This is a genomic window from Paenibacillus agilis (assembly GCF_007786455.1).
Taxonomy (GTDB): domain Bacteria; phylum Bacillota; class Bacilli; order Paenibacillales; family Paenibacillaceae; genus Paenibacillus_B; species Paenibacillus_B agilis.
Window position 1 is genome coordinate 540477 of record NZ_VNJK01000002.1, and the last position, 19693, is coordinate 560169.

General features: G+C 44.6%; 21 protein-coding genes and 1 tRNA gene. 3 read left to right on the forward strand and 19 right to left on the reverse strand.

Annotated features, from left to right (window positions below):
- Position 1 precedes the first annotated feature (1 nt).
- The 13 genes from walK to FPZ44_RS18810 all read right to left on the reverse strand — a co-directional run bounded on the left by walK (position 2) and on the right by FPZ44_RS18810 (position 14955).
- Positions 2-1930 (reverse strand): cell wall metabolism sensor histidine kinase WalK, encoded by a 1929-nt coding sequence (walK, locus tag FPZ44_RS18750; RefSeq protein ID WP_144992614.1) that lies wholly within the window; start codon positions 1928-1930, stop codon positions 2-4.
- Positions 1930-2655: a response regulator YycF gene (gene yycF, locus FPZ44_RS18755; RefSeq protein WP_144992616.1), complete on the reverse strand. Its 726-nt coding sequence runs from the start codon at positions 2653-2655 to the stop codon at positions 1930-1932. Before yycF ends, walK begins: the two co-directional genes overlap by 1 nt.
- A gap of 238 nt (positions 2656-2893) precedes the next feature.
- A complete protein-coding gene (locus tag FPZ44_RS18760) occupies positions 2894-4429 on the reverse strand; it encodes a peptidoglycan DD-metalloendopeptidase family protein (protein WP_261378419.1) in 1536 nt (511 codons plus the stop codon).
- A 342-nt stretch (positions 4430-4771) separates the two neighbouring features.
- Positions 4772-5659, reverse strand: coding sequence for a spore coat protein (locus FPZ44_RS18765; protein ID WP_144992618.1), 888 nt, complete (start codon positions 5657-5659; stop codon positions 4772-4774).
- Positions 5660-5887: 228 nt separating this feature from the next.
- Complete coding sequence (locus FPZ44_RS18770; protein WP_144992620.1) at positions 5888-7171, reverse strand: adenylosuccinate synthase; 1284 nt, start codon at positions 7169-7171, stop codon at positions 5888-5890.
- Between the two features lie 296 nt (positions 7172-7467).
- On the reverse strand, positions 7468-8823 hold the full coding sequence (gene dnaB / locus FPZ44_RS18775; protein ID WP_144992622.1) for a replicative DNA helicase: 1356 nt from the start codon (positions 8821-8823) through the stop codon (positions 7468-7470).
- A 1-nt stretch (position 8824) separates the two neighbouring features.
- Positions 8825-9268, reverse strand: a complete 444-nt coding sequence (rplI, locus tag FPZ44_RS18780; RefSeq protein ID WP_144992624.1) for a 50S ribosomal protein L9 — start codon at positions 9266-9268, stop codon at positions 8825-8827.
- On the reverse strand, positions 9265-11226 hold the full coding sequence (locus tag FPZ44_RS18785; RefSeq protein WP_144992626.1) for a DHH family phosphoesterase: 1962 nt from the start codon (positions 11224-11226) through the stop codon (positions 9265-9267). The genes rplI and FPZ44_RS18785 overlap by 4 nt, the downstream gene beginning before the upstream one ends.
- Positions 11227-11236: 10 nt before the next feature.
- Entirely contained in the window at positions 11237-12157 is a 921-nt protein-coding gene (locus FPZ44_RS18790; protein ID WP_144992628.1) for a DUF2232 domain-containing protein, read from the reverse strand.
- Positions 12158-12162: 5 nt separating this feature from the next.
- Complete coding sequence (locus FPZ44_RS18795; RefSeq protein WP_144992630.1) at positions 12163-12465, reverse strand: MazG-like family protein; 303 nt, start codon at positions 12463-12465, stop codon at positions 12163-12165.
- A gap of 57 nt (positions 12466-12522) precedes the next feature.
- Positions 12523-12942, reverse strand: a complete 420-nt coding sequence (locus tag FPZ44_RS18800; RefSeq protein ID WP_144992632.1) for a CBS domain-containing protein — start codon at positions 12940-12942, stop codon at positions 12523-12525.
- 140 nt (positions 12943-13082) lie between these two features.
- Positions 13083-14072, reverse strand: a complete 990-nt coding sequence (locus tag FPZ44_RS18805) for an LCP family protein (RefSeq protein WP_144992634.1) — start codon at positions 14070-14072, stop codon at positions 13083-13085.
- Positions 14073-14211: 139 nt separating this feature from the next.
- Positions 14212-14955: a DUF421 domain-containing protein gene (locus tag FPZ44_RS18810; RefSeq protein ID WP_144992636.1), complete on the reverse strand. Its 744-nt coding sequence runs from the start codon at positions 14953-14955 to the stop codon at positions 14212-14214.
- A gap of 347 nt (positions 14956-15302) precedes the next feature.
- Here FPZ44_RS18810 and FPZ44_RS18815 point away from each other — a divergent pair, with 347 nt between their 5' ends.
- Positions 15303-15665, forward strand: a complete 363-nt coding sequence (locus tag FPZ44_RS18815; RefSeq protein ID WP_144992638.1) for a DnaJ family domain-containing protein — start codon at positions 15303-15305, stop codon at positions 15663-15665.
- A gap of 83 nt (positions 15666-15748) precedes the next feature.
- On the opposite strand, the gene rpsR is transcribed toward FPZ44_RS18815, so the two are convergent.
- From rpsR to rpsF, 3 genes are read right to left on the reverse strand one after another with little or no spacing between them, the layout of a single operon-like run.
- The gene (rpsR, locus tag FPZ44_RS18820; protein WP_028594539.1) at positions 15749-16024 is read right to left on the reverse strand and encodes a 30S ribosomal protein S18; all 276 of its coding nucleotides are present in this window, start codon (positions 16022-16024) and stop codon (positions 15749-15751) included.
- Between the two features lie 20 nt (positions 16025-16044).
- A complete protein-coding gene (gene ssb, locus FPZ44_RS18825; protein ID WP_144992640.1) occupies positions 16045-16542 on the reverse strand; it encodes a single-stranded DNA-binding protein in 498 nt (165 codons plus the stop codon).
- Between the two features lie 44 nt (positions 16543-16586).
- Positions 16587-16871 carry a 30S ribosomal protein S6 gene (gene rpsF / locus FPZ44_RS18830; RefSeq protein WP_144992642.1) on the reverse strand — a complete coding sequence of 95 codons (285 nt, stop codon included), beginning with the start codon at positions 16869-16871 and terminating at the stop codon, positions 16587-16589.
- A 227-nt stretch (positions 16872-17098) separates the two neighbouring features.
- Here rpsF and FPZ44_RS18835 point away from each other — a divergent pair, with 227 nt between their 5' ends.
- Positions 17099-17293, forward strand: coding sequence for a YjzC family protein (locus FPZ44_RS18835; RefSeq protein ID WP_028594536.1), 195 nt, complete (start codon positions 17099-17101; stop codon positions 17291-17293).
- Positions 17294-17713: 420 nt separating this feature from the next.
- Positions 17714-18232, forward strand: a complete 519-nt coding sequence (locus tag FPZ44_RS18840) for a hypothetical protein (RefSeq protein ID WP_144992644.1) — start codon at positions 17714-17716, stop codon at positions 18230-18232.
- Positions 18233-18330: 98 nt separating this feature from the next.
- Here FPZ44_RS18840 and FPZ44_RS18845 read toward each other — a convergent pair.
- The 3 genes from FPZ44_RS18845 to FPZ44_RS18855 form a co-directional block, all read right to left on the reverse strand.
- Positions 18331-18421: transfer RNA gene (locus FPZ44_RS18845), tRNA-Ser, on the reverse strand.
- Positions 18422-18543: 122 nt separating this feature from the next.
- Positions 18544-18756, reverse strand: coding sequence for a DUF951 domain-containing protein (locus tag FPZ44_RS18850; protein WP_144992646.1), 213 nt, complete (start codon positions 18754-18756; stop codon positions 18544-18546).
- A complete protein-coding gene (locus FPZ44_RS18855) occupies positions 18746-19690 on the reverse strand; it encodes a mechanosensitive ion channel family protein (RefSeq protein ID WP_144992649.1) in 945 nt (314 codons plus the stop codon). The genes FPZ44_RS18850 and FPZ44_RS18855 overlap by 11 nt, the downstream gene beginning before the upstream one ends.
- Between the last annotated feature and the right edge of the window lie 3 nt (positions 19691-19693).

Sequence of the window (19693 nt, forward strand, 5' to 3'; positions counted from 1 at the left end):
CCTAATCACTTCCTTCTTCAATCAATTTAGACTGGGACAAATTATCCTTTTCCTCAAGATGACCCGCAGCATCTTCTTTGGTTGGGACAACAGCAGGCAGCGTAAAGGTAACCTGAGTTCCTTGCTCCCATTCCGAGTCAATCGTGATCGTACCGCCATGCACCCTTATAATTTCCCGGGCAATCGACAAGCCTAGTCCCGTACCGCCCATACCGCGCGAGCGAGCCTTGTCCACACGGTAAAAACGCTCGAAAATACGAGCAAGATCCTTCTTCGGAATGCCCATTCCATTGTCATCTACTGTCACTGCCACCATACTGCGACCCTCTATCCAAGCTGCACGGAGACGGATCGTTCCATGATCAGGCGTATATTTAACCGCATTGGATAATACATTGTCCAATACTTGATCAATTTGATCACGATCCATGACAAGTGATTCAATACCTGACTCTATTTCAAACCGGGCATCGATCCGCTTCTTGCGGAATTGGAACGAGAATCGATCCATGGCTTCATCCAGAAGCTCCGATACATCCGTTAGCTGCATCCGCAAGCTGGACTGCTTCGAATCCAAGCGTGATAAGTGCAACAAGTCGGTAACTAGACGAATCATTCGTTCTGTCTCATTGCGAATAACGCCAACGAAGCGTCCTGCTAATTCAGGCTCATCCAATGCCCCGTCATCCAACGCTTCCGTATAACTTTTAATCGTCGTAAGCGGTGTTCTAAGCTCATGAGATACATTGGCTACGAACTCCCGGCGTGACTGATCCAACTTCTCCTGTTCCGTTACATCGCGCAGGACAAAAATTGTACCCGTCGTCCCTTCACCACGACGATGAATAGGACTAAACGTTACCCGCAGTATCGATTCATGCTCTCCAGCTGCGCCACCTTCATCCATATAGGAACTATACGGCAGCAGCATCCAGTTCAATTGCCCTTCGATCTGCTTCTGTAATTCATCTGAGGAAATATTCAGCATTTCCGCAATATCCTTGCCTTCTGCATCGCATTCCTTCATCCCTAGAAGCTCACTAGCTCCTCTATTCATTAGAATGACTCTGCCCTGCTCATTCGTAGCAATTACGCCATCGCTCATATTTGTCAAAATGGAGGCTAGCTTCTCATTCTCTTCTTCATTTACACTAAGCGCCTCTTGGAGTCGCCTTGTCATGTAGTTGAAAGCCTCACTCAAGTGCCCAATTTCATCATTCCCAAGCACTGGAACCGTTCCTTCGAAGTTCCCTTCCGCTACTTTGGCCGCCTGACGAGTAACCTCCGTAATTGGCTGTGTAATCGTATGGGCGAGAATAATACCTAGTGCAGCCGTCAGACCAAGCGCAATAATCATGCCGGATAAAAAGATTTGATTGATCGAGTCTATCGTTTCATACAAATCTTCCATAGAAGCAACGATATAAACGGCACCAACTACTCCTCCATCTGCAGAGTTGGCCATAATTGGCTTCGCCATAACCTTTTTTCGAACATTATGCTCGTCAATAATAGCCTCTTCATTCTCTGGTATCCCTTGCAGGGAACGGCTAACGACGGTTTCCGTGTTTTTACGTCCAATGTAGCTGCGATTAGCTTGTACAGAGGTCGCTAACACTCGGCCTGTATCGTCGAGTACTTGGATCTCTACACCATTCATCGTAAATAACGTCTGCAAAATATTATTCAGTTCATCCCGCAGTTTCTGATCGGGTGTGCCTTCATTCTCTTCCAGCTTGGGAGCTGCAAGAAGTTGTACGATGCTCGCCGTCTTATTTAGATCGTCTGTAAAATTGGTCGTAAACAAATCCTTCATCGTGCTGATGAAATACACGCCGATCAACTGCATCGCAATAAGAATAAGCAGCACATAAATAATAATTAGCTTTGCCTGAATCGTACGAAAGAAACGACTCACCCATGCAACCATTAGAGTCCTCCGTTATTCGGATTACGCATCATATAACCAAGACCACGACGCGTAATAATATATTCGGGCTTGCTAGGATCATCTTCGATCTTCTCTCGCAGTCGACGTATCGTTACATCTACGGTGCGCACATCTCCGAAATATTCATAGCCCCATACCGCTTGCAATAAATGCTCACGCGTCATGACCTTGCCATTATTCTTCACTAAATAGTACAGCAGTTCATACTCACGATGCGTAAGATCGAGTGCCTTCCCATTTTTATATACAAGATACATATCCGTATCGATCAACAGCTCATGCAAACGAATGCCTTGCTTGTCCTGCGCATCTGCACCTGCTGCTTCAGCAGCCGGATCTGCCTTCTGGCGACGTAGATGTGCCTTTACTCGTGCGAGCAGTTCACGTGTGCTAAATGGTTTCGTCACATAATCATCAGCACCCATCTCCAGGCCTAACACTTTGTCCAGTTCCGTATCCTTTGCTGTCAGCATAATGATTGGCATATGGCGATGCTGACGCACTTCACGACACACATCCATACCGTCTTTTCCTGGCAGCATCAAATCAAGCAGGATAAGATCTGGCTTCTCCGACAATGCCAGCTCTACCGCTTGGTTACCATCGAAAGCGCAGACGACTTCGTAGCCCTCTTTTTCTAAGTTGAATTTCAAAATATCCGCAATCGGCTGTTCATCATCCACGACTAATATTTTGCCGTACATGAACTCCACCTCACTTTAAATTCCATCGAATCTTATTCGTCTATTGTAGCATACTTCCTCTATTCCCCCGATAGCAAACGTTGGGCGTACAAGCAAACAAGCAACGTCCTATATTTCTGCTCAACGTTCTAAAACGTCAAAGAGGGACTGTTCCTTGTCACCTCCATGACATGGAACAGCCCCTGATTCGTTATACGACAACAGTCAAATCTTCTGATTCAATTCACTGCATACGTGATTATAAATATTTAAGTGGGTTTTGCGGCTCTCCATCTTTTAGGATTTCGAAGTGCAAATGTGTCCCAGTAGAATTACCCGTGTTCCCCATCACACCGATGGACTGGCCCTGCTCAACAATGTCGCCTGCTTCAACACCAATGGAATCTAGATGCGCATACATCGTAACATATCCATTGCCGTGATCAACCATAATCACATTGCCGTAGCCATTTTTAACACCTGCAAAGGATACTCTTCCTTCATCAGATGCCATAATCGTATGATCGCCTGACACGACATCGATGCCCTTATGCAAGCGGCCCCAACGTTGGCCGAAACCACTCGTTAACACAGGGGAGTGAACTGGATTAATAAAGTTACCCGTTCCTTCTCCTGAAACGACTTTCGTACCTTTAACGACAATTTTAGGAACAGACGGCTTAATAATCTCTTGACCTTGCCACTCTTCCTTCGTCATCATGCCATTGTCTTTAATAAGACGATAAGACATGCGCTTCAAGCCTTCCGTGCCTTCACGAATAACTTTAACCTCACCAGCAGCCATTTCCGGATTCTCTTTCGTAATGACTTGTGGTTCTGTCACAATATACTCGCTGTATGCCTCCACCGTCTTCACCGTAAGCAATGGATCTGGCTCCATCAAGTTTAATTGCTCACCAACCTCAAGGAAACCTTCTCCTACGTTCGGATTGTTACGGTAAATCGATTCAATCGATATGTCGTTTGCCTTAGCGATGGAAGCTACCGTATCGCCTTTCTTAACCGTATAGTTTCTCGGCCAAGCATTCCCTGTCGTTAACAGGGACATTGCTTCTTCCTCTTTAAGCATCTTGCCCGGTTCTGTTTTAATTTCGTGCATGCTGACACGCTCACGGAGACTAACCGATTCTAGGCGAGACATCGCCTTGGTCGTCTTCTCCGAAGAAGAAGTTAAGGCAGTGACAGGCTTCACTTCATTAAGCCCAACCTCATACTTGCCCTTTACCTTATCCAAAATTCGCTCAGCTGTATCATAATCTTTCACAATACCAACAGGCTTGCTGTTCACTTTTAATTGGACACCTGCTGCATAAGTAGTAAGATGCTTGTCCATTTTTCCAAGTGTCTCACTTGTTGCAACCTCTGGTTTATATGCGATATGTTCCTCTGTACGAATCTTGCTTGTATCGAGCTTCATGATCGCATCAGGATGTTTAGCTTGAATATCATTTAAATACTTATCGTAGTAACCGTCCAAGTCCGATTGACTAGCAACCGTCCCTATATATTGATTGTCGCTATATACATGAAGGTAAGGCAGTCGGTTCGCTTGTACATAAGATGTACCTCCCCAAATAGCTGCTCCAACGATGGCTGCACCACTAATCGTCATTATTACTTGCTTGCGAGATTGTTGCAGACGCGCTAGCAATGTTTGCTCTCTCATCTTGTTGCTCAGTGCAGTCGCCCATCGCTTCCAGCCAGTATGGGGTTGCTGAACATCGACGTTTTCTGTTGTCCCCTCATGCTGAGAATGATTGTTTGATGGTTTCATGCTTAGCTCCTTACTATTCATTCAAAATATGGACCGAATCTTTATCTGGTAATACGTTCGAATATAAAATGTTGTCTACTAGTAAATAGTTAACGATTTGTCACCTTTTACAATGTAACATAGGTCAAAGTTGAGATGCAACCGACAGCATTGCCTCATTCAATTCGTTCACTAAATATCCACTACCTTCTTAGACAGCCTGCGCTTAGATCAAAATGAACCTCCTTTTATATAAAAGGAGGCCCATATTACGAATATATTATGCATATATTCAGCACTTTTGAGGCAAAGTGCTCGCTTTTTTTCTGTCTCAATTCCAATTCAAATATGAACTTGCCAGAACTATTGTCGCTCAGCAGCTTCTCTATTGTTAGTACTGCTCTCATTAGCCTGTGCCTGCTGATTTTGCTTGCTGCTGCCGGTCAAAATCTCCCGCATTTGCTTATACTCTTCATCATTCAAATGCTTCGCTAATATTTGCTCCATTTCGATAAGCTCAGCAGCTGTTAATCCTTCTTCCATCAACGTAGATATACGCTGCCAATCATCAGCAGGAAGCTTCTTCATTAGCGTACTGAACAGCTTTTCCTTCGTCTGCTCCGTTAACTTGTCCTTACCTTCGACGATATCTTCAGGCGTAACTAATACACGGTTACCGGATTGTGCTGATTCGTTGATGCTGCCGCCCCATACTGGTAACGCATCATCCGAAGCTGACCCTTCCTGTCCAGGTGAACTGCCCCCTGGACGACTCTCGCCGGAAGGAGATGCTATAGAGCCTCCCGTAGAAGAACGTCCACCATTTGTTCCAACTTCATCAGCACTACCGCTGCGATCGTTACTGTTAGTACCATTAGTACCGTTATTACCCGATGCACCAGCTCTGTCTGTTCCATTAGTATTACTCTGCCCCGTTTCCTGATCGCGCGTTGCCCCTTGCGGAGTCTGAGTTACCGTATGATTAGGAGACTGCTCACTTTGCAGGGCGGTTCCACGTGTATCATCTATACGGTCGACGGGTGATTCTGATTGTGCCCCACTCCATAAGCTGCCCCATAGTGACATGGCCGTTAGTGGCTTTTTATCAATAGGCAGCTGAAACTGTTGAATCGTCGTCTGCAAATACTGGTCGACAACCAGTGCGGTTGTTCCAATTGTCAATAAGCTTGTTATCACACTAATAACGATAAATGCCGCCAACATCCTTAACCAGCGAATGAAAAATCGCATATGTTCCTATCTCCTTCCGTATCCTTCACGCTCACAATGCCTCTGTCAGCTGCATTCGGAAGAAGATCGTGATGTAGCACCAACTATGACTGGTGGGCTGACTAGACTAGGCAATACTTCTTAGTATCGCCCATCGACCTAGCATTTATGCGCAATCAAAAAGCGCCCCATCCTCACTGCATGTGCAGTAAGAACAGGACGCCCTAGAACGAACTATTAATGATTCAATTAACGATAAATGTTACGGACTTGGTTCGTTTGCTCACGGTTACGGCCAACGGAGAAGATTGAGATCGGAATACCTGTCAGCTCAGATACACGCTTCACATAGTTGCGAGTCGTCTCTGGTAAATCATCAAGAGACTTGCACTGTGTAATATCCTCAGACCAACCTGGCATTTCCTCATAAATCGCTTCGCATTCGCCAAGTGTTTTCAAGTTCGCAGGGTAATGCTCGATGATCTCACCACGGTACTTGTAAGCTGTACAGATCTTAACTGTCTTAAGTCCAGACAGAACGTCCAAGGAATTCAAGGACAAACCTGTAATACCGCTCACGCGACGAGCGTGACGAACAACAACCGTATCGAACCAGCCTACACGACGCGGACGACCTGTTGTCGTACCGTACTCATGACCCGCTTCACGGATATAGTGACCAACTTCATCGTCCAATTCCGTTGGGAATGGACCGTCACCAACACGAGTTGTGTATGCTTTAGCAACACCGACAACCTCTTCAATTTTAGAAGGCCCTACACCGGAACCGATACAAACACCACCAGCAGTTGGGTTCGAAGATGTAACGTATGGATACGTACCTTGGTCAATATCCAACATAACGCCTTGTGCACCTTCGAAGAGCACTTTCTTGCCAGTGTCAATTGCATCATTTAGCGCAACAGACGTATCTGTTACATAAGGACGAATAAATTCAGCATACTCCAAATACTCTTTTAACGTAGCTTCGATATCCAGCGGCTCGCCACCGTACATCTTGATCAGCTCGTTTTTCTCATTTGCCATATGACGGAATTTCTTCGTGAACTCTTCCTCATCAAGCAAATCAGTGATGCGAATACCGATACGCGCAGCCTTGTCCATATAAGCAGGGCCGATACCTTTACGAGTCGTACCGATCTTGTTAGGGCCTTTGCGTTCCTCTTCCAATTCATCCTGTACCATATGGTATGGCAAGATGATGTGAGCACGATCGCTGATGCGAAGATTATCCGTTGTAAATCCATTATCATGAATGTAAGTAATCTCTTCAATTAAAGCCTTCGGATTGATAACCATACCATTACCGATGACGCACAACTTATCGCCGTAGAAAATACCGGACGGAATTAAGTGCAGCTTGTATTTCTTATTATCGATAAGTATTGTGTGGCCCGCGTTGTTACCACCTTGGTAGCGCGCAACGACATCTGCGCTCTCCGCGAGAAAGTCTGTAATTTTCCCTTTACCTTCATCGCCCCATTGGGTTCCTACAACAACAACTGTGGACATAAAAACCATACCCCCATCGGGTGTTTCACACACCAATATTCACTGCTTCGATCCATGTTGTTATCTTGTTAGCGATCAAAGTCAGCAATCCAAGTGTAGCAGTCTGAGCGAACAAAGTCAACGTGAAAAACGAACATTAAACATATACGAATCATGATTGTTCGGAATATTGTCCAATATTGTCAAACAAGACAAGAAGACCGCTGCCATTCTATACAAATAAGCAAATGCCCTTGTATAGGAATGTACAGCGGTCTCCCCACCAACTGAAGCTCAAGCGGCATTTATCAGCTTTATTATCCCGCATAAGGATCAGCATGATTCCGCTCGTAGCTTACGAATTTATTGAAATTTTTGAGAAACACCAATTCGACCGTACCAACGGGCCCATTACGCTGCTTTGCAATAATGATCTCAATGATGTTCTTCTTCTCGGATTCTTTATCGTAGTAATCGTCACGATACAGGAACGCAACGATATCGGCATCCTGCTCAATGGAACCCGATTCACGAAGGTCAGACATCATCGGACGCTTATCTTGGCGCTGCTCTACCCCACGACTAAGCTGAGATAGTGCGATAACGGGAACTTCCAGCTCACGTGCAATCATCTTGAGCGTACGGGAAATTTCGGATACTTCCTGCTGACGGTTCTCCCCTGCCTTACCACGACCTGAAATAAGCTGCAAGTAATCAATGAGAATCATCCCAAGGCCGTGTTCTTTCTTCAAACGGCGGCACTTGGCACGAATATCCGCAACCGTTATCCCTGGTGTATCATCGATGAAGATTTGTGCTTCGGACAACGAAGCAATCGACATCGTCAGCTTCTCCCAATCATCATCTTCCAGCTTACCGCTGCGCAAGCGAGTTGCGTCTACATTAGATTCCGCACAGATCATACGCTGCACAAGCTGTGCGGCAGACATCTCTAGACTAAAAATAGCGACAGTCTCCTTGGCACGAACTCCAACGTTCTGCGCTACATTCAGTGCGAACGCGGTCTTACCAACGGATGGACGAGCCGCTACAATAATCAAGTCACTGCGTTGGAATCCGGACGTCATCTTGTCCAAATCCGTAAATCCAGATGGAATACCTGTCGTGCCTTCCGCCTGTTCCGATAGCATTTCCACTCGATCAAAGACTTCCATAAGTACATCTTTAATCGCAATGAAGCCGCTGGAAGAACGACGATTCGATATTTCTAAAATACGACGTTCCGCATCACTTAAGAGTGCGCCAATATTGTCCTCGCCTGTATATCCTTCGCTAGCAATCTGGGTTGCTGTGCGAATAAGGCGACGAAGCATTGATTTCTCTTCAATAATTTGCGCGTAGTAGTCCACATTCGCAGCCGTTGGAACTGCGTTAGCCAGCTGTGACAAATAGGATACGTTTCCGATGTCATCAAGCTGATTCTTCGATTGAAGCTTCGCAGCCAACGTGACGATATCGATCGGCTGGCCTTCTTCGCCCAGCTCGATCATCGCCTCATATATAATTTGGTGGGCAGGCTGATAGAAGTCCTCAGCCTGCACCCGCTCCATTGATGTAATTAATGCCTCAGATTGCAGCAAGATTGCACCGAGCACGGCTTGCTCGGCTTCAGCATGCTGCGGTGGAACACGATCGACTTGAAAGTCGTTCATCTTACTCCTCCGTTACATGAACCTTTAACGTTCCACGCACTTCAGGATGCAGCTTCACCGTAACATTGCTGTATCCCAGTGAGCGAATTGGTTCTGCTAATTCAATTTTACGTTTGTCGATCTTGACGTTCATTTTTTGCATCGCTTCCGCAATTTGCTTAGATGTTATAGCTCCAAATAGACGGCCGCCTTCACCAGCCTTCGTCTTAATGACTACTGTCATCTCTCCCAGCTTCGCTGCAAGCGCCTCAGCATCTAACTTCTCTTGCTCTTTGCGCTTATCTTCCGATTTCTGCTGCTGTTCGAGCGTCTTCAGATTGCCATCTGTCGCTGGACGACCTAAACCTCGCGGAATAAGAAAGTTCAGCGCGTACCCTTCAGATACTTCCTTTACTTGTCCCTTTTTTCCTTGTCCTTTGACGTCTTGCAGCAATATGACCTTCATTCGAACAACCCCTCTTCTGTTTCGATTTCTGCTAGCACCTGTTTCAGCTGCTTTTGTGCTTCATCCAGTGTGCATTGCAATTGTACGGCCGCATTCGTCAGATGCCCGCCTCCGCCAAGTCGCTCCATAACAACTTGAACGTTCATCTGTCCGAGCGAGCGTGCGCTTATAGCGATATAGCCATCTGGACGCTCACTAATGACGAAAGACGCCAATACACCTGTCATATTTAACAGCGTATCAGCTACTTGTGCGATCAGCAACTGAGAAAATTTGCGGCCAGGCTCTGTCACCGCGATCGCAATATGATCATAGTACATTTCCGCGTGGCGAATAATTTCTGCCTTTTCAATATACTCTTTCAGGTCTTCTTTCAGCATGCGCTGAATGAGCGCTGTATCCGCACCATGGCGGCGCAAGAAGCTAGCCGCATCGAATGTTCGAGATCCGGTACGAAGCGAGAAATGCTTCGTATCTACCGTAATACCGGCTAACAACGCTGTCGATTCCAACACACTCAAATGGAGACGATTATGGATGTACTGCAGCAGCTCTGTTACAAGCTCTGCTGTAGAGGATGCATACGGCTCCAAATATACAAGCACCGCATCAGATATAAACTCCTCGCCTCTGCGATGATGATCGATAATAACGATCCGGTCCGTTGCTTGCAGCAGCCTTGGCTCTTCCACCATCGAAGCCTTATGCGTATCGACGACGATAACCAAGCTGTCATCCGTCGCCATCTCCAACGCCTCTTGCTTTGAAATAAAGCGTGACCACAGCAGCTCATCCTTCTTTAACTCCGCCACTAAGCGATCAATCGAAGGATTGCTCTCCTCCAGCACGATGTACGCTTCCGTTTCCATCATGCGGCACGCGTTCAGCACACCAATCGCTGACCCGACTGAATCCGTGTCGGGATTGCGGTGTCCCATAATGAACACCGCATCGCTCTGGCGAATGAAATCGCGCAGCGCATGAGCAATGACGCGAGCGCGCACGCGCGTCCGCTTCTCTACGGCGTTGGACTTCCCGCCATAGAAGGACAGCCGCTGGCCGACCCGCACAGCTACTTGGTCGCCGCCGCGGCCCAGCGCAATATCCAAGCTCGATTGCGCCAATTGCCCAAGCTCTACGATGGATTCCAGCCCCGCCGCAAAGCCCATGCTTAGCGTCACCGGCAGCTTGCTCTCCATCGTCAACTCTCGCACCTCGTCCAGTACAACGAAGCGCGTCTGCTCAAGTGCTTTTAGCGTCTGTACGTCCATGACCATGAACTGACGCTCGGAAGACAGCCGCTTCATCAGAATACCGTTCTCAACAGCCCACTCTGTAAGATGAGCAACGACTTTGGCTAATAAGCCTGCTCGCTGCTGATCATCCAAACCTTGCATCGACTCTTCCAAATTATCAAGCACGACGATACCAACAGCCATACGCTCGCCTTCATAACGAGCACGAAGCGCCGCCATTTCAGATATGTCTGTAAAGTAAATAAGACGCTCTTCTGAGACAACCTGAACTTGAAGCAATCGTCCACCCATCTCAAGCTCGATCGGCAAATGTTTATCTTTGTGAAGACTCAGCTTCGGAAATACCTCTTCGAGACGTTCTCCAACGAGGCTGCCGTCACCTTTCAACACTTCTACATATCGGTTGCTCCACTCAATTACCCGCTGATCACTGTACAGGACAATACCATAAGGCAGCTCTGTTACCGCATCATCTACGGACCGCTTCACACGCAATCCAAGTGTAGATAAATAAGCTTCCATCTCCGCCCGGAAATTGCGCTCAGCAGCCAGCGTAATAAAAAGTAGTGCAGCAAAGCCGATAAATCCTAGAAATCCAATTATCCAATTGTAATAAGCGACAACGAGAGTTAACACAAGCACATAAAGCATTGACCAGCTGTTATGCCTTGCAAACCAGCGTTGAAACCATATTTTCGGCATCGATACTCCCCTATTGCTTTGGTCTAGAGACTGCTTGGCGCAGTGGAAACGCCATATCTATAATGCCGACAAGTCGGCAAATATATTGAAACGGCGGGAAAATGACGACAAGTATCGTTAATGTTACAGGTAAAGCTCGTTTCCAACCCTTGAAATCCGCATAGAAGAACAAGAATGATACACCTTGTACGATAAAGGCTACTTGTAAAATTTCATACAAGTTAACGATGACTAAAGTAAGGAATGAACCTGCTTCTTTCACGATAACCAGCTCAAGGATCATAGCAATCAAGTAATACCAGAGCAGAGATTTCGGCAGCATCCAGTACTTAACTGGCTTCATTCGCTGTACCGAAACACCTTGTGCTGTTAGCAGTCTGCGGCTAAGTGCATACGTAATAGCACCTATATAAATAGCACCCGCAATTAGCAATGACGGTAGTCTCATACTAATGTATGCAACCTGTTCATCAACAGACGGCATATTCGGCATGACAACGCCCATCTCAGCAGCCAACTTCTGATACTGCGTAAGATACTCATGTAAGTACGTGGTAATATCGACTTGGAACAAATAACTTGTAAGCCCTAATGCCAATAAAGACTCAATTAAAAAAGCCAATGTTCCGCCTACAAATACAGACCATCCCGTCCGCTGGCGCTTGAATAGAAAGCCCATTACGATAGCAGGGATAATAAAATACAGGGAAATAAGTACAACGATAGAGCCAATGGGCTGTAACAGTAAAAATACGATGAGCAGCACTGCAGCTACACATGCCATAAATGCAGCCGTTGATAACGTCGTAAATAATACGACAAACGGTATAGCAACAAAGCTCATCGTGATCGGTTGCATCAGCGTCCCAAACGATAGCAGCAGCACAAGTGCAGCAACTGCCCATCCAAGCGCCGTCCAGCGATTATTCAAGATGTTCACCTCTTGCGTAAATGTTCTTCCAACTTTGAAATATCCTGATACCAGTCTTCCAACTGATGACCTTCCTTTTTGAATTGATGCAATTTGTCTAAGATGCTGTTGTCGAGATCTTTATAAGAAATTCCGACTCGACGACCTAGGATGTAACTGCTCACGATAAGGCTTGCCAGACTGTCCAACACTTTCGTTGTGCTTCCTTCCCACAACGACTTGAATAAGCGTGCTGTATAATCCATCACTTCTGTCTTAAGCCACTCGATTACTTTGGCCCTTTTGGCCACATCCATATCCTTGGGCATCGTTACAAATTCACACCCCTTCAATACGAGCATTACATTTTATTATATCATTAAATATTAGGCATCCATAGCTTTCGTCATGAACTGCTCGCAATATTCAATAATTTGACTACGACGAACGATACCAATGAATCGCTGCCTGTCATCGACGACAGGAACAAAGTTCTGTACCTTTGCCAACTTAACCAAATCTTCCATGTTCGAATCTATACGTACCGCTTTAATTTGTTTATTCAATGATACTTCGCTGAGTAAGAAATGGGATGCTGTCTCAAATGTAATCTCCCCATTAGAATTTTTCATATGCCATAATAAATCACCCTCTGTGACTGTACCCACATATTCCCCTTCATCGTTAATAATCGGAACTGATGTGTAGCGATGATACTCCATTCGCTCCAGCGTCTGCCTTAGTGTAGATTGGTTGCTTGCGCATACAACCTCATGCTTGGGCAGTAAGAAAAATGCGATGTTCATCCGTTCAGTCTCCTCCTCAAACTTTCCATATCTTTAAATTAACACATTCTAGGATAGAAAAACAAAAAGTCAGCCGCACAATCGCGACTGACTTTCTAATTATCGTATAAGTCTTATAAGAACAATTGTAAAAGTTACAGCTACTCAATTGTGAACTGTCTTGGCTTCAAATCACTAGGCTGCGCATTTGGATCCATCCAGTTCTTAATTAGCTGCTGAGTATACTCGATATCTTCTTCAAGCGGTAGGTAGTACCATCCGCCATCCATACGTGTACCCTCACCATGCAGCATATAACTGCTAATAATCGGAGCACCTGCATTTTGGAACATCGTTTTTGCCAAATCAATCATATAGCTCGGACGCATATCTGTTGTGAAGTTTTTGCCCATAATCCCAATGAGATCTGGAATTTTATGAATTTGATCCAATTCAACCGCACGATTCATCATCGCTTCAAGGAAGATGCGATGGCGCATAGTACGATTCATATCAGAATCTTCACGGTAACGTACGTAATACAAAGCTTCTTGGCCACTATATATTGGCTTGTTGCCTTCAATACGGAACTTCTCATGGTTCGGATCCTTGTTCACGATATCTTCCGTAATAGGAAGCTTCACGCCGCCCATTGCATCAACGACGTCCTTCAATCCTTCAAAGTTGACGGTAGCATAATGATCAACTTTCGCACCAAGCAAATTCTCCACTGTGTCGATACTCATTTTTACACCACCATGGGCATAAGCATGATTTATTTTTGTTTTCACACCACCATTGTAACCAACAATCTCTGTGTACGTGTCACGTGGGATGGAAACTAACAGTACCTTGTTATCTTTCGGTCGAACTACACTATAAATCATCGTGTCTGAACGTCCAATTTCCTTATCGCGCTGATCAACCCCCAGCAACAATGCAGAGAATGGCTCTGTTACTTCACGAGATACTTCCGGCTTGCCATCAATAGGTTGATACGAGCCATTTAATGACTCCTCCACCTTATCCTGCAGGAACAAATCAAATCCAAGTAAGGCTAATTGCTTGCGGAACATGAATCCACCAACAAGCACAAGAACGATAACAGCTAATAAAATCCACCACTTCTTGGCTGACTTTTTCTTTTTCATTGCTATTCACTTCTTCCCCATTTGTTCTAAATCTTTATCCCTAATCATTTCATATATAGGTGAGAATGCACTTTGCGCAAATTCACATACCTTTTTACTGCCGTTATTACCTTATCCATAACCTACAGAGCTCGCACCCTTATGGCTTCAACCCTCTCCAGAATTGATGGTCATAAGATGAATAGGCTGCTGTATTCTTTCGTTGATTAAACAAATCAATATACAATTGAAACGCAGCATCTACCTGTACGAGGAACACATCATGTTCCTTTAATCCTCTTTTCTCTAGTTCCTTACTTAACCAGCCTTTGTCTTTACCGATCATCTTCAGCTCATCCTCTAATATCGTCCCGTCCATCAAGACAATAACAGGCGCTCTTTCGGACTCTGCTGTTTTGATTCCGAGTTGTTCAAGCGTTAGCGGTTGTTTCTGTTTCTTAAGCATAACGTTAATCTCACCGCTCGGCTCCATAATGGCGAACTCAACATCTGCCAGACGAAAGGCATTTTTATTTCGCAATTGAATCATCATTTCATCTATTGTAAGACGTTCCTTGCGCATATGATGTTCCATGATTCGCCCCTGCTGAATCAAAATCGTCCCACCAGAATCGATAAAGTCACGGAACCGCTTGCTCTTCAATTGCAGCCACTCTAGGCCTAATGACGTCAACACCCATACCGACATCGATACTACCCCTAGATACCATAATCCATCGGTATTTAATGAGATGTAGACGACCAAACTGCCAATTGTTAAGCCTGTCATATACTCAAACAAAGACAACTGCGATACTTGGCGCTTTCCGAGTAATTTTGTCATTATGAACAATACCACCATTGACATCCATGTGCGAGCGGCAACTAATACCCACTCCGGCATACGGCCACGCCCCTTTCGCTCACTACTTATAGAATGAACGATTGGGCTTCTTTTTATTGGACCTTATTAATGACAGCAGACTACGCCTTATTGTACTACCTTACAATTAAAAAATAAAATAGTAAAAGATACATGACAGGAAAAATCCTTATCCAGCAATGATTTCAGCCGCTTCGTCAACACGCTTACTACCTGTAATAATCAGCTTTTCAACCGCTCTTCAACGGTTTTAAAAACCCTCAAATACATAATAATTATCTGTACATATGTGAAATGAATAGATATAATTTAGGTGTATTTGTATGTATTATTTTGTAATTTAAATAAATTTGGGAGGGGTTTTTCATATGAGCTTATATAGAGGAGACTTTATGGATGACATTGTGGGCAATTATGAAAAAAGCGGGAAAATGGACGATTTACATGGCAAGGGTAAACCACTTGAGCCTTCAAGCGGCGATCCTCTTCAAGGTGTACTTAAGGAAGCTAATTACTTGCCTGGCTGGCTCGAACAACAGCAGCTTATTCGTAAAGACATTATCCAAGCCATAGAGCTCCTAAGACTTGAAGGAGCTTCACCTAAGGTGCAGATATGTCTTAATAAGCTTAATACCGATATCACTCAATACAATACAAGCTGTCCCCCTATTATGCAGCGAGGATTTATTACCTTGGAAAATATACATACAAAGCTTGAGCAGTGGAATTAACACGATTGTTTCTATACGCCGTATCTATATCCACACAAATAAAAAAAACAGCCGAACGAATTCGGCTGTCTTTTGACTGAGTACTACTCAGTTGTGTATGGCAACAATGCTACTTGACGGGAACGCTTGATAGCGATCGTCAATGCGCGTTGGTACTTCGCGCTTGTACCAGTTACACGACGTGGCAAGATCTTACCACGCTCACTGATGAACTTTTTGAGAAGATCAGTGTCTTTATAATCAATGTGAGTAATTTTGTTAGCAGTAAAGAAGCACACTTTACGACGTTTGTTACGGCCACGACGGCCACCAAACTTACGCTCTGGGCGCTCTCCGCCTTCATTACGATTGAAGCTCATTCCATTCAGTCCTTTCCATTTTAAAATGGCAGATCGTCATCTGAGATATCGATCGGCTTGCCGTCGTCAGAGAAAGGATCCGCTGCAGGTCCGCGGGAATAACCCGAATTGTTGTTGCCGCCGCGAGATGCTTGGTTGGAACTTGGCGCGGAACCGCCACCATAGCTGCCAGCATCATCTCTCGAACCTCCACTGTCACGGTTAGATTCCAAGAAGCGCACGTTGTCTGCAATTACTTCTGTAACGTAGACACGCTTTCCTTCGTTGTTATCATAGTTACGCACCTGAATGCGTCCCTCCACAGCCGTTAAGCGACCTTTGCGCAAATAATTTGCACAAGTCTCCGCTAACTGACGCCATGTCACAACAGGTATAAAGTCAGCTTCACGCTCGCCACCTTGGCTAGAGAACGGTCGATCTACCGCAATGGTAAATTGAGTTACAGCTACGCCAGCTGGTGTATAACGTAATTCTGGATCTTTAGTGAGTCGGCCAATTAAGATTACGCGATTTAACATGGTATCCCTCCTTCAACAGCTTGTTTACTTACATGAGATGGCAATTAAGCCACGTCGTTCGTTACGAGATGACGGATAACATCGTCGGAGATCTTCAATTGACGATCCAACTCTGCTACAACCGCAGGTTCTGCTGTGAAGTTAACCAACACATAGTGACCATCGCGGAATTTCTTAATCTCGTACGCAAGACGGCGCTTACCCATTACATCATGCTTCGTAATTTCACCACCGTTAGAGATGACGCCCTGGAACTTGTCTACTGCCGCTTGAACAGCATCTTGTTCGATGTCAGGACGAATAATGTACATCAATTCGTACTTGCGCATTTGTGATTCACCTCCTTATGGACTTAAGGCCCCCAGTCATTGCTAGGAGCAAGGAGCGAGTTAAACTCGCACTAAAATAATATAACAAAAACCTACACTAAACGCAACTAAAGCCCAATTGTAGTTTCCACCTTACCTTCTAGGAAACGGTACTGATGAATCATCATCATCTCGCCCACACTAAATGAGGCAACGATCTGATTTTCAACTTTAAGGAGGAATCCGATATGGGTGAACGTACGGAGTACAATCCAGGTGACCGCGCTCCAAATGATGCAATTTATATGGAGGTTGGTGAGAACAGCTTCCATACGGAGATCATGAACCCGAAACAAATACGCTTAAAAAAGGGAGATCACTTCCCTGAAACAACGAATAAGGATCGTAAATGGAAGAAGAAATCGCATGCACTGACCCACTAATTTAACATTTTGATGTTTTTTGCAGACTGATGTATATAAAACTTCTCAGTGGTCATAATAGTTACTGACGGTACGTAGCGAGGTGAGTTCCATTGGACAATGGAGCATTTGAACCAAGTGAAATCGACATGATGTTCTTACAAAAATGAAGAGAAGCGAGGCGTTGTGCTAAAGGCCATTTAGTCTGAAACACACCATCAATACAGAGTTTCCTCTGTGGAGAAAGTCCAAGCGATCAGATTTGAAGTAAAGCAGCTAGTCAAATAAGTACCGTCAACCAGAAAGGAACCCTGCCTTCGCAGGGTTCTTTCGTGTTTACACTTCTTTTATTTTTGGTAATTAGTCATATTTATACCTATCATAATCCTATAATGGAAGTGAAAGTAAATAAATCGCATAGCGAAAGGATAGGTGGTTTTCATGAAATTATTGAAAAAGGTGGCAACTGGGGTAGGCTTATCAGTTCTTGCTCTAACACTAATGACATCTGCCGCACTAGCTCAATCCAATACTGAGGTGCAGCAAACGACTCAAGCAAAGCATACTGTTGTAGATAGTAATGGCAAAGTGTTTACCTACGTAAATAAGTCAGATGCAGATCAACACATTCAAGCAATTATCACTAAACATAAAGATGCAGTGAAACCGCTCGAAGGTAATTACCACGCTACCTTCTGGGAGCACGGCTATTATCACGGCAGCTATTTCGATTTCGGAAATGGTAATCAATCCGGATACGTTGGTAACGCATGGAATGATAGAATCTCTTCCATTAAAGCACCTTATCTTGGAAATGGCTTGCAAGTATTCGAGCATAATAACTTCTCCGGCGCTTCCCTCTATATTGCACCAGGTGGAGCAGCTGACTACCTAGGCAATTACTCTTTGCGCACAGGGACTTCGTGGAACGATCAAATTTCCAGCATTAAAGTATATTAATAGAGTGGCACATATGTACTTAGTTCAGTAAATCCATATCCATATAATCAAAAAGCTCCTAAGCGATAATCGCTTAGGAGCTGTCATTTACACATAAGTGGCGGAAAGGGTGGGATTCGAACCCACGCACGCCTCGCGACGCCTAGTTGATTTCGAGTCAACCCCCTTGGGCCTCTTGGGTACCTTTCCACAGTATAGATGATTATATCATAGCAAACATACGGATGCAATAATCATTGCCAATATTTGATCTTACCCACATATAAAAAATGCCCCAATTAAGGGGCATTTTCCACATTACCATCAGAATCTTATTCATGAGCTGTAGCATCAGGATTGGAACGAAGCACTTTTTTCATGCTCTTCTCAAACTTCGCGCGCGGAATAAGCACACTATGCTTGCACCCCACACACTTGATTCGGATGTCCATTCCCATACGAATAATCTCCATCTCATTTGTTCCACAAGGATGCTGTTTTTTCATTTGCACGATATCGCCTAGGTTAAATACCTTACGCTCCATGCGTAGGTCCTCCTTGTTCTTGTCGGTGATAAGTAACCATTTTAGGATACGGTATCTCAATACCGTGCTCATCCAGTGACTTCTTCACCTCAAGATTAATTAATCGTGATACAACGGCTTGTGTAAATGGCTTACATTCTGCAATAATGCGGATCGTAATTCCAGAAGCTGCAAGAGATTGTACACCTAGAACTTGTGGCACTTTAACCATATTCGTATTTTGTTCAGGCAGCTTTTCTAGTGTCTCTTTCATAATTTCCGTCGCTCTATCGATGTTTTCTTCATAAGCAATCGATACATCAACGACTGCGATCGAGTTATTCAAAGAGAAGTTTGTTACGTCGGTAATATTTCCATTCGGAACAATATGAACTTCACCAGTCCAGCTATGAATTCTCGTCGAACGCAGGCCGATCATTTCAACAGTACCTTGGAATTGATTAATGGCAACCACATCCCCTACCGCGAATTGATCCTCGAAAATTATGAAGAACCCTGTCATGACATCTTTAACAAGACTCTGTGCTCCAAAACCTACTGCCAAGCCAATAACCCCGGCCCCGGCCAATAACGGTGCCAAATTGACATTAAACACAGACAAAATGAACATAATCATAATAAAGTTCATAACTAGAGATATCATATTTTTAAGCAGCTTGCCCACTGTAAATAGACGACGTGGATTCACATTAATTCTCGCATGATCCTTCGACTTCATGGCATGATCAATCATACGATGAACGACAAAGATTGCTAGTCTCGTAATAATCGTAATAAATGCAATCTTAATCAGCGCTACCAGCATAACTTCCCATGTCTGGCTGTTCATCACCCAACTCACAAAATCATCTTTCCACCGTTCAAATACGGTTAACGTCTGCTGGATATCCGGCTCTACATTCGTCGGCTCTGCTACAAAATAGCTATTCAGCATCGT

Bases quoted from the DNA above. Each gene is read 5' to 3' on its own strand.
- walK (WP_144992614.1), bottom strand. From the start codon at position 1,930: ATGGTTGCATGGGTGAGTCGTTTCTTTCGTACGATTCAGGCAAAGCTA.
- yycF (WP_144992616.1), bottom strand. From the start codon at position 2,655: ATGTACGGCAAAATATTAGTCGTGGATGATGAACAGCCGATTGCGGAT.
- FPZ44_RS18760 (WP_261378419.1), bottom strand. From the start codon at position 4,429: ATGAAACCATCAAACAATCATTCTCAGCATGAGGGGACAACAGAAAAC.
- FPZ44_RS18765 (WP_144992618.1), bottom strand. From the start codon at position 5,659: ATGCGATTTTTCATTCGCTGGTTAAGGATGTTGGCGGCATTTATCGTT.
- FPZ44_RS18770 (WP_144992620.1), bottom strand. From the start codon at position 7,171: ATGTCCACAGTTGTTGTTGTAGGAACCCAATGGGGCGATGAAGGTAAA.
- dnaB (WP_144992622.1), bottom strand. From the start codon at position 8,823: ATGAACGACTTTCAAGTCGATCGTGTTCCACCGCAGCATGCTGAAGCC.
- rplI (WP_144992624.1), bottom strand. From the start codon at position 9,268: ATGAAGGTCATATTGCTGCAAGACGTCAAAGGACAAGGAAAAAAGGGA.
- FPZ44_RS18785 (WP_144992626.1), bottom strand. From the start codon at position 11,226: ATGCCGAAAATATGGTTTCAACGCTGGTTTGCAAGGCATAACAGCTGG.
- FPZ44_RS18795 (WP_144992630.1), bottom strand. From the start codon at position 12,465: ATGCCCAAGGATATGGATGTGGCCAAAAGGGCCAAAGTAATCGAGTGG.
- FPZ44_RS18800 (WP_144992632.1), bottom strand. From the start codon at position 12,942: ATGAACATCGCATTTTTCTTACTGCCCAAGCATGAGGTTGTATGCGCA.
- FPZ44_RS18805 (WP_144992634.1), bottom strand. From the start codon at position 14,072: ATGAAAAAGAAAAAGTCAGCCAAGAAGTGGTGGATTTTATTAGCTGTT.
- FPZ44_RS18810 (WP_144992636.1), bottom strand. From the start codon at position 14,955: ATGCCGGAGTGGGTATTAGTTGCCGCTCGCACATGGATGTCAATGGTG.
- FPZ44_RS18815 (WP_144992638.1), top strand. From the start codon at position 15,303: ATGAGCTTATATAGAGGAGACTTTATGGATGACATTGTGGGCAATTAT.
- rpsR (WP_028594539.1), bottom strand. From the start codon at position 16,024: ATGAGCTTCAATCGTAATGAAGGCGGAGAGCGCCCAGAGCGTAAGTTT.
- ssb (WP_144992640.1), bottom strand. From the start codon at position 16,542: ATGTTAAATCGCGTAATCTTAATTGGCCGACTCACTAAAGATCCAGAA.
- rpsF (WP_144992642.1), bottom strand. From the start codon at position 16,871: ATGCGCAAGTACGAATTGATGTACATTATTCGTCCTGACATCGAACAA.
- FPZ44_RS18835 (WP_028594536.1), top strand. From the start codon at position 17,099: ATGGGTGAACGTACGGAGTACAATCCAGGTGACCGCGCTCCAAATGAT.
- FPZ44_RS18840 (WP_144992644.1), top strand. From the start codon at position 17,714: ATGAAATTATTGAAAAAGGTGGCAACTGGGGTAGGCTTATCAGTTCTT.
- FPZ44_RS18850 (WP_144992646.1), bottom strand. From the start codon at position 18,756: ATGGAGCGTAAGGTATTTAACCTAGGCGATATCGTGCAAATGAAAAAA.
- FPZ44_RS18855 (WP_144992649.1), bottom strand. From the start codon at position 19,690: ATGCTGAATAGCTATTTTGTAGCAGAGCCGACGAATGTAGAGCCGGAT.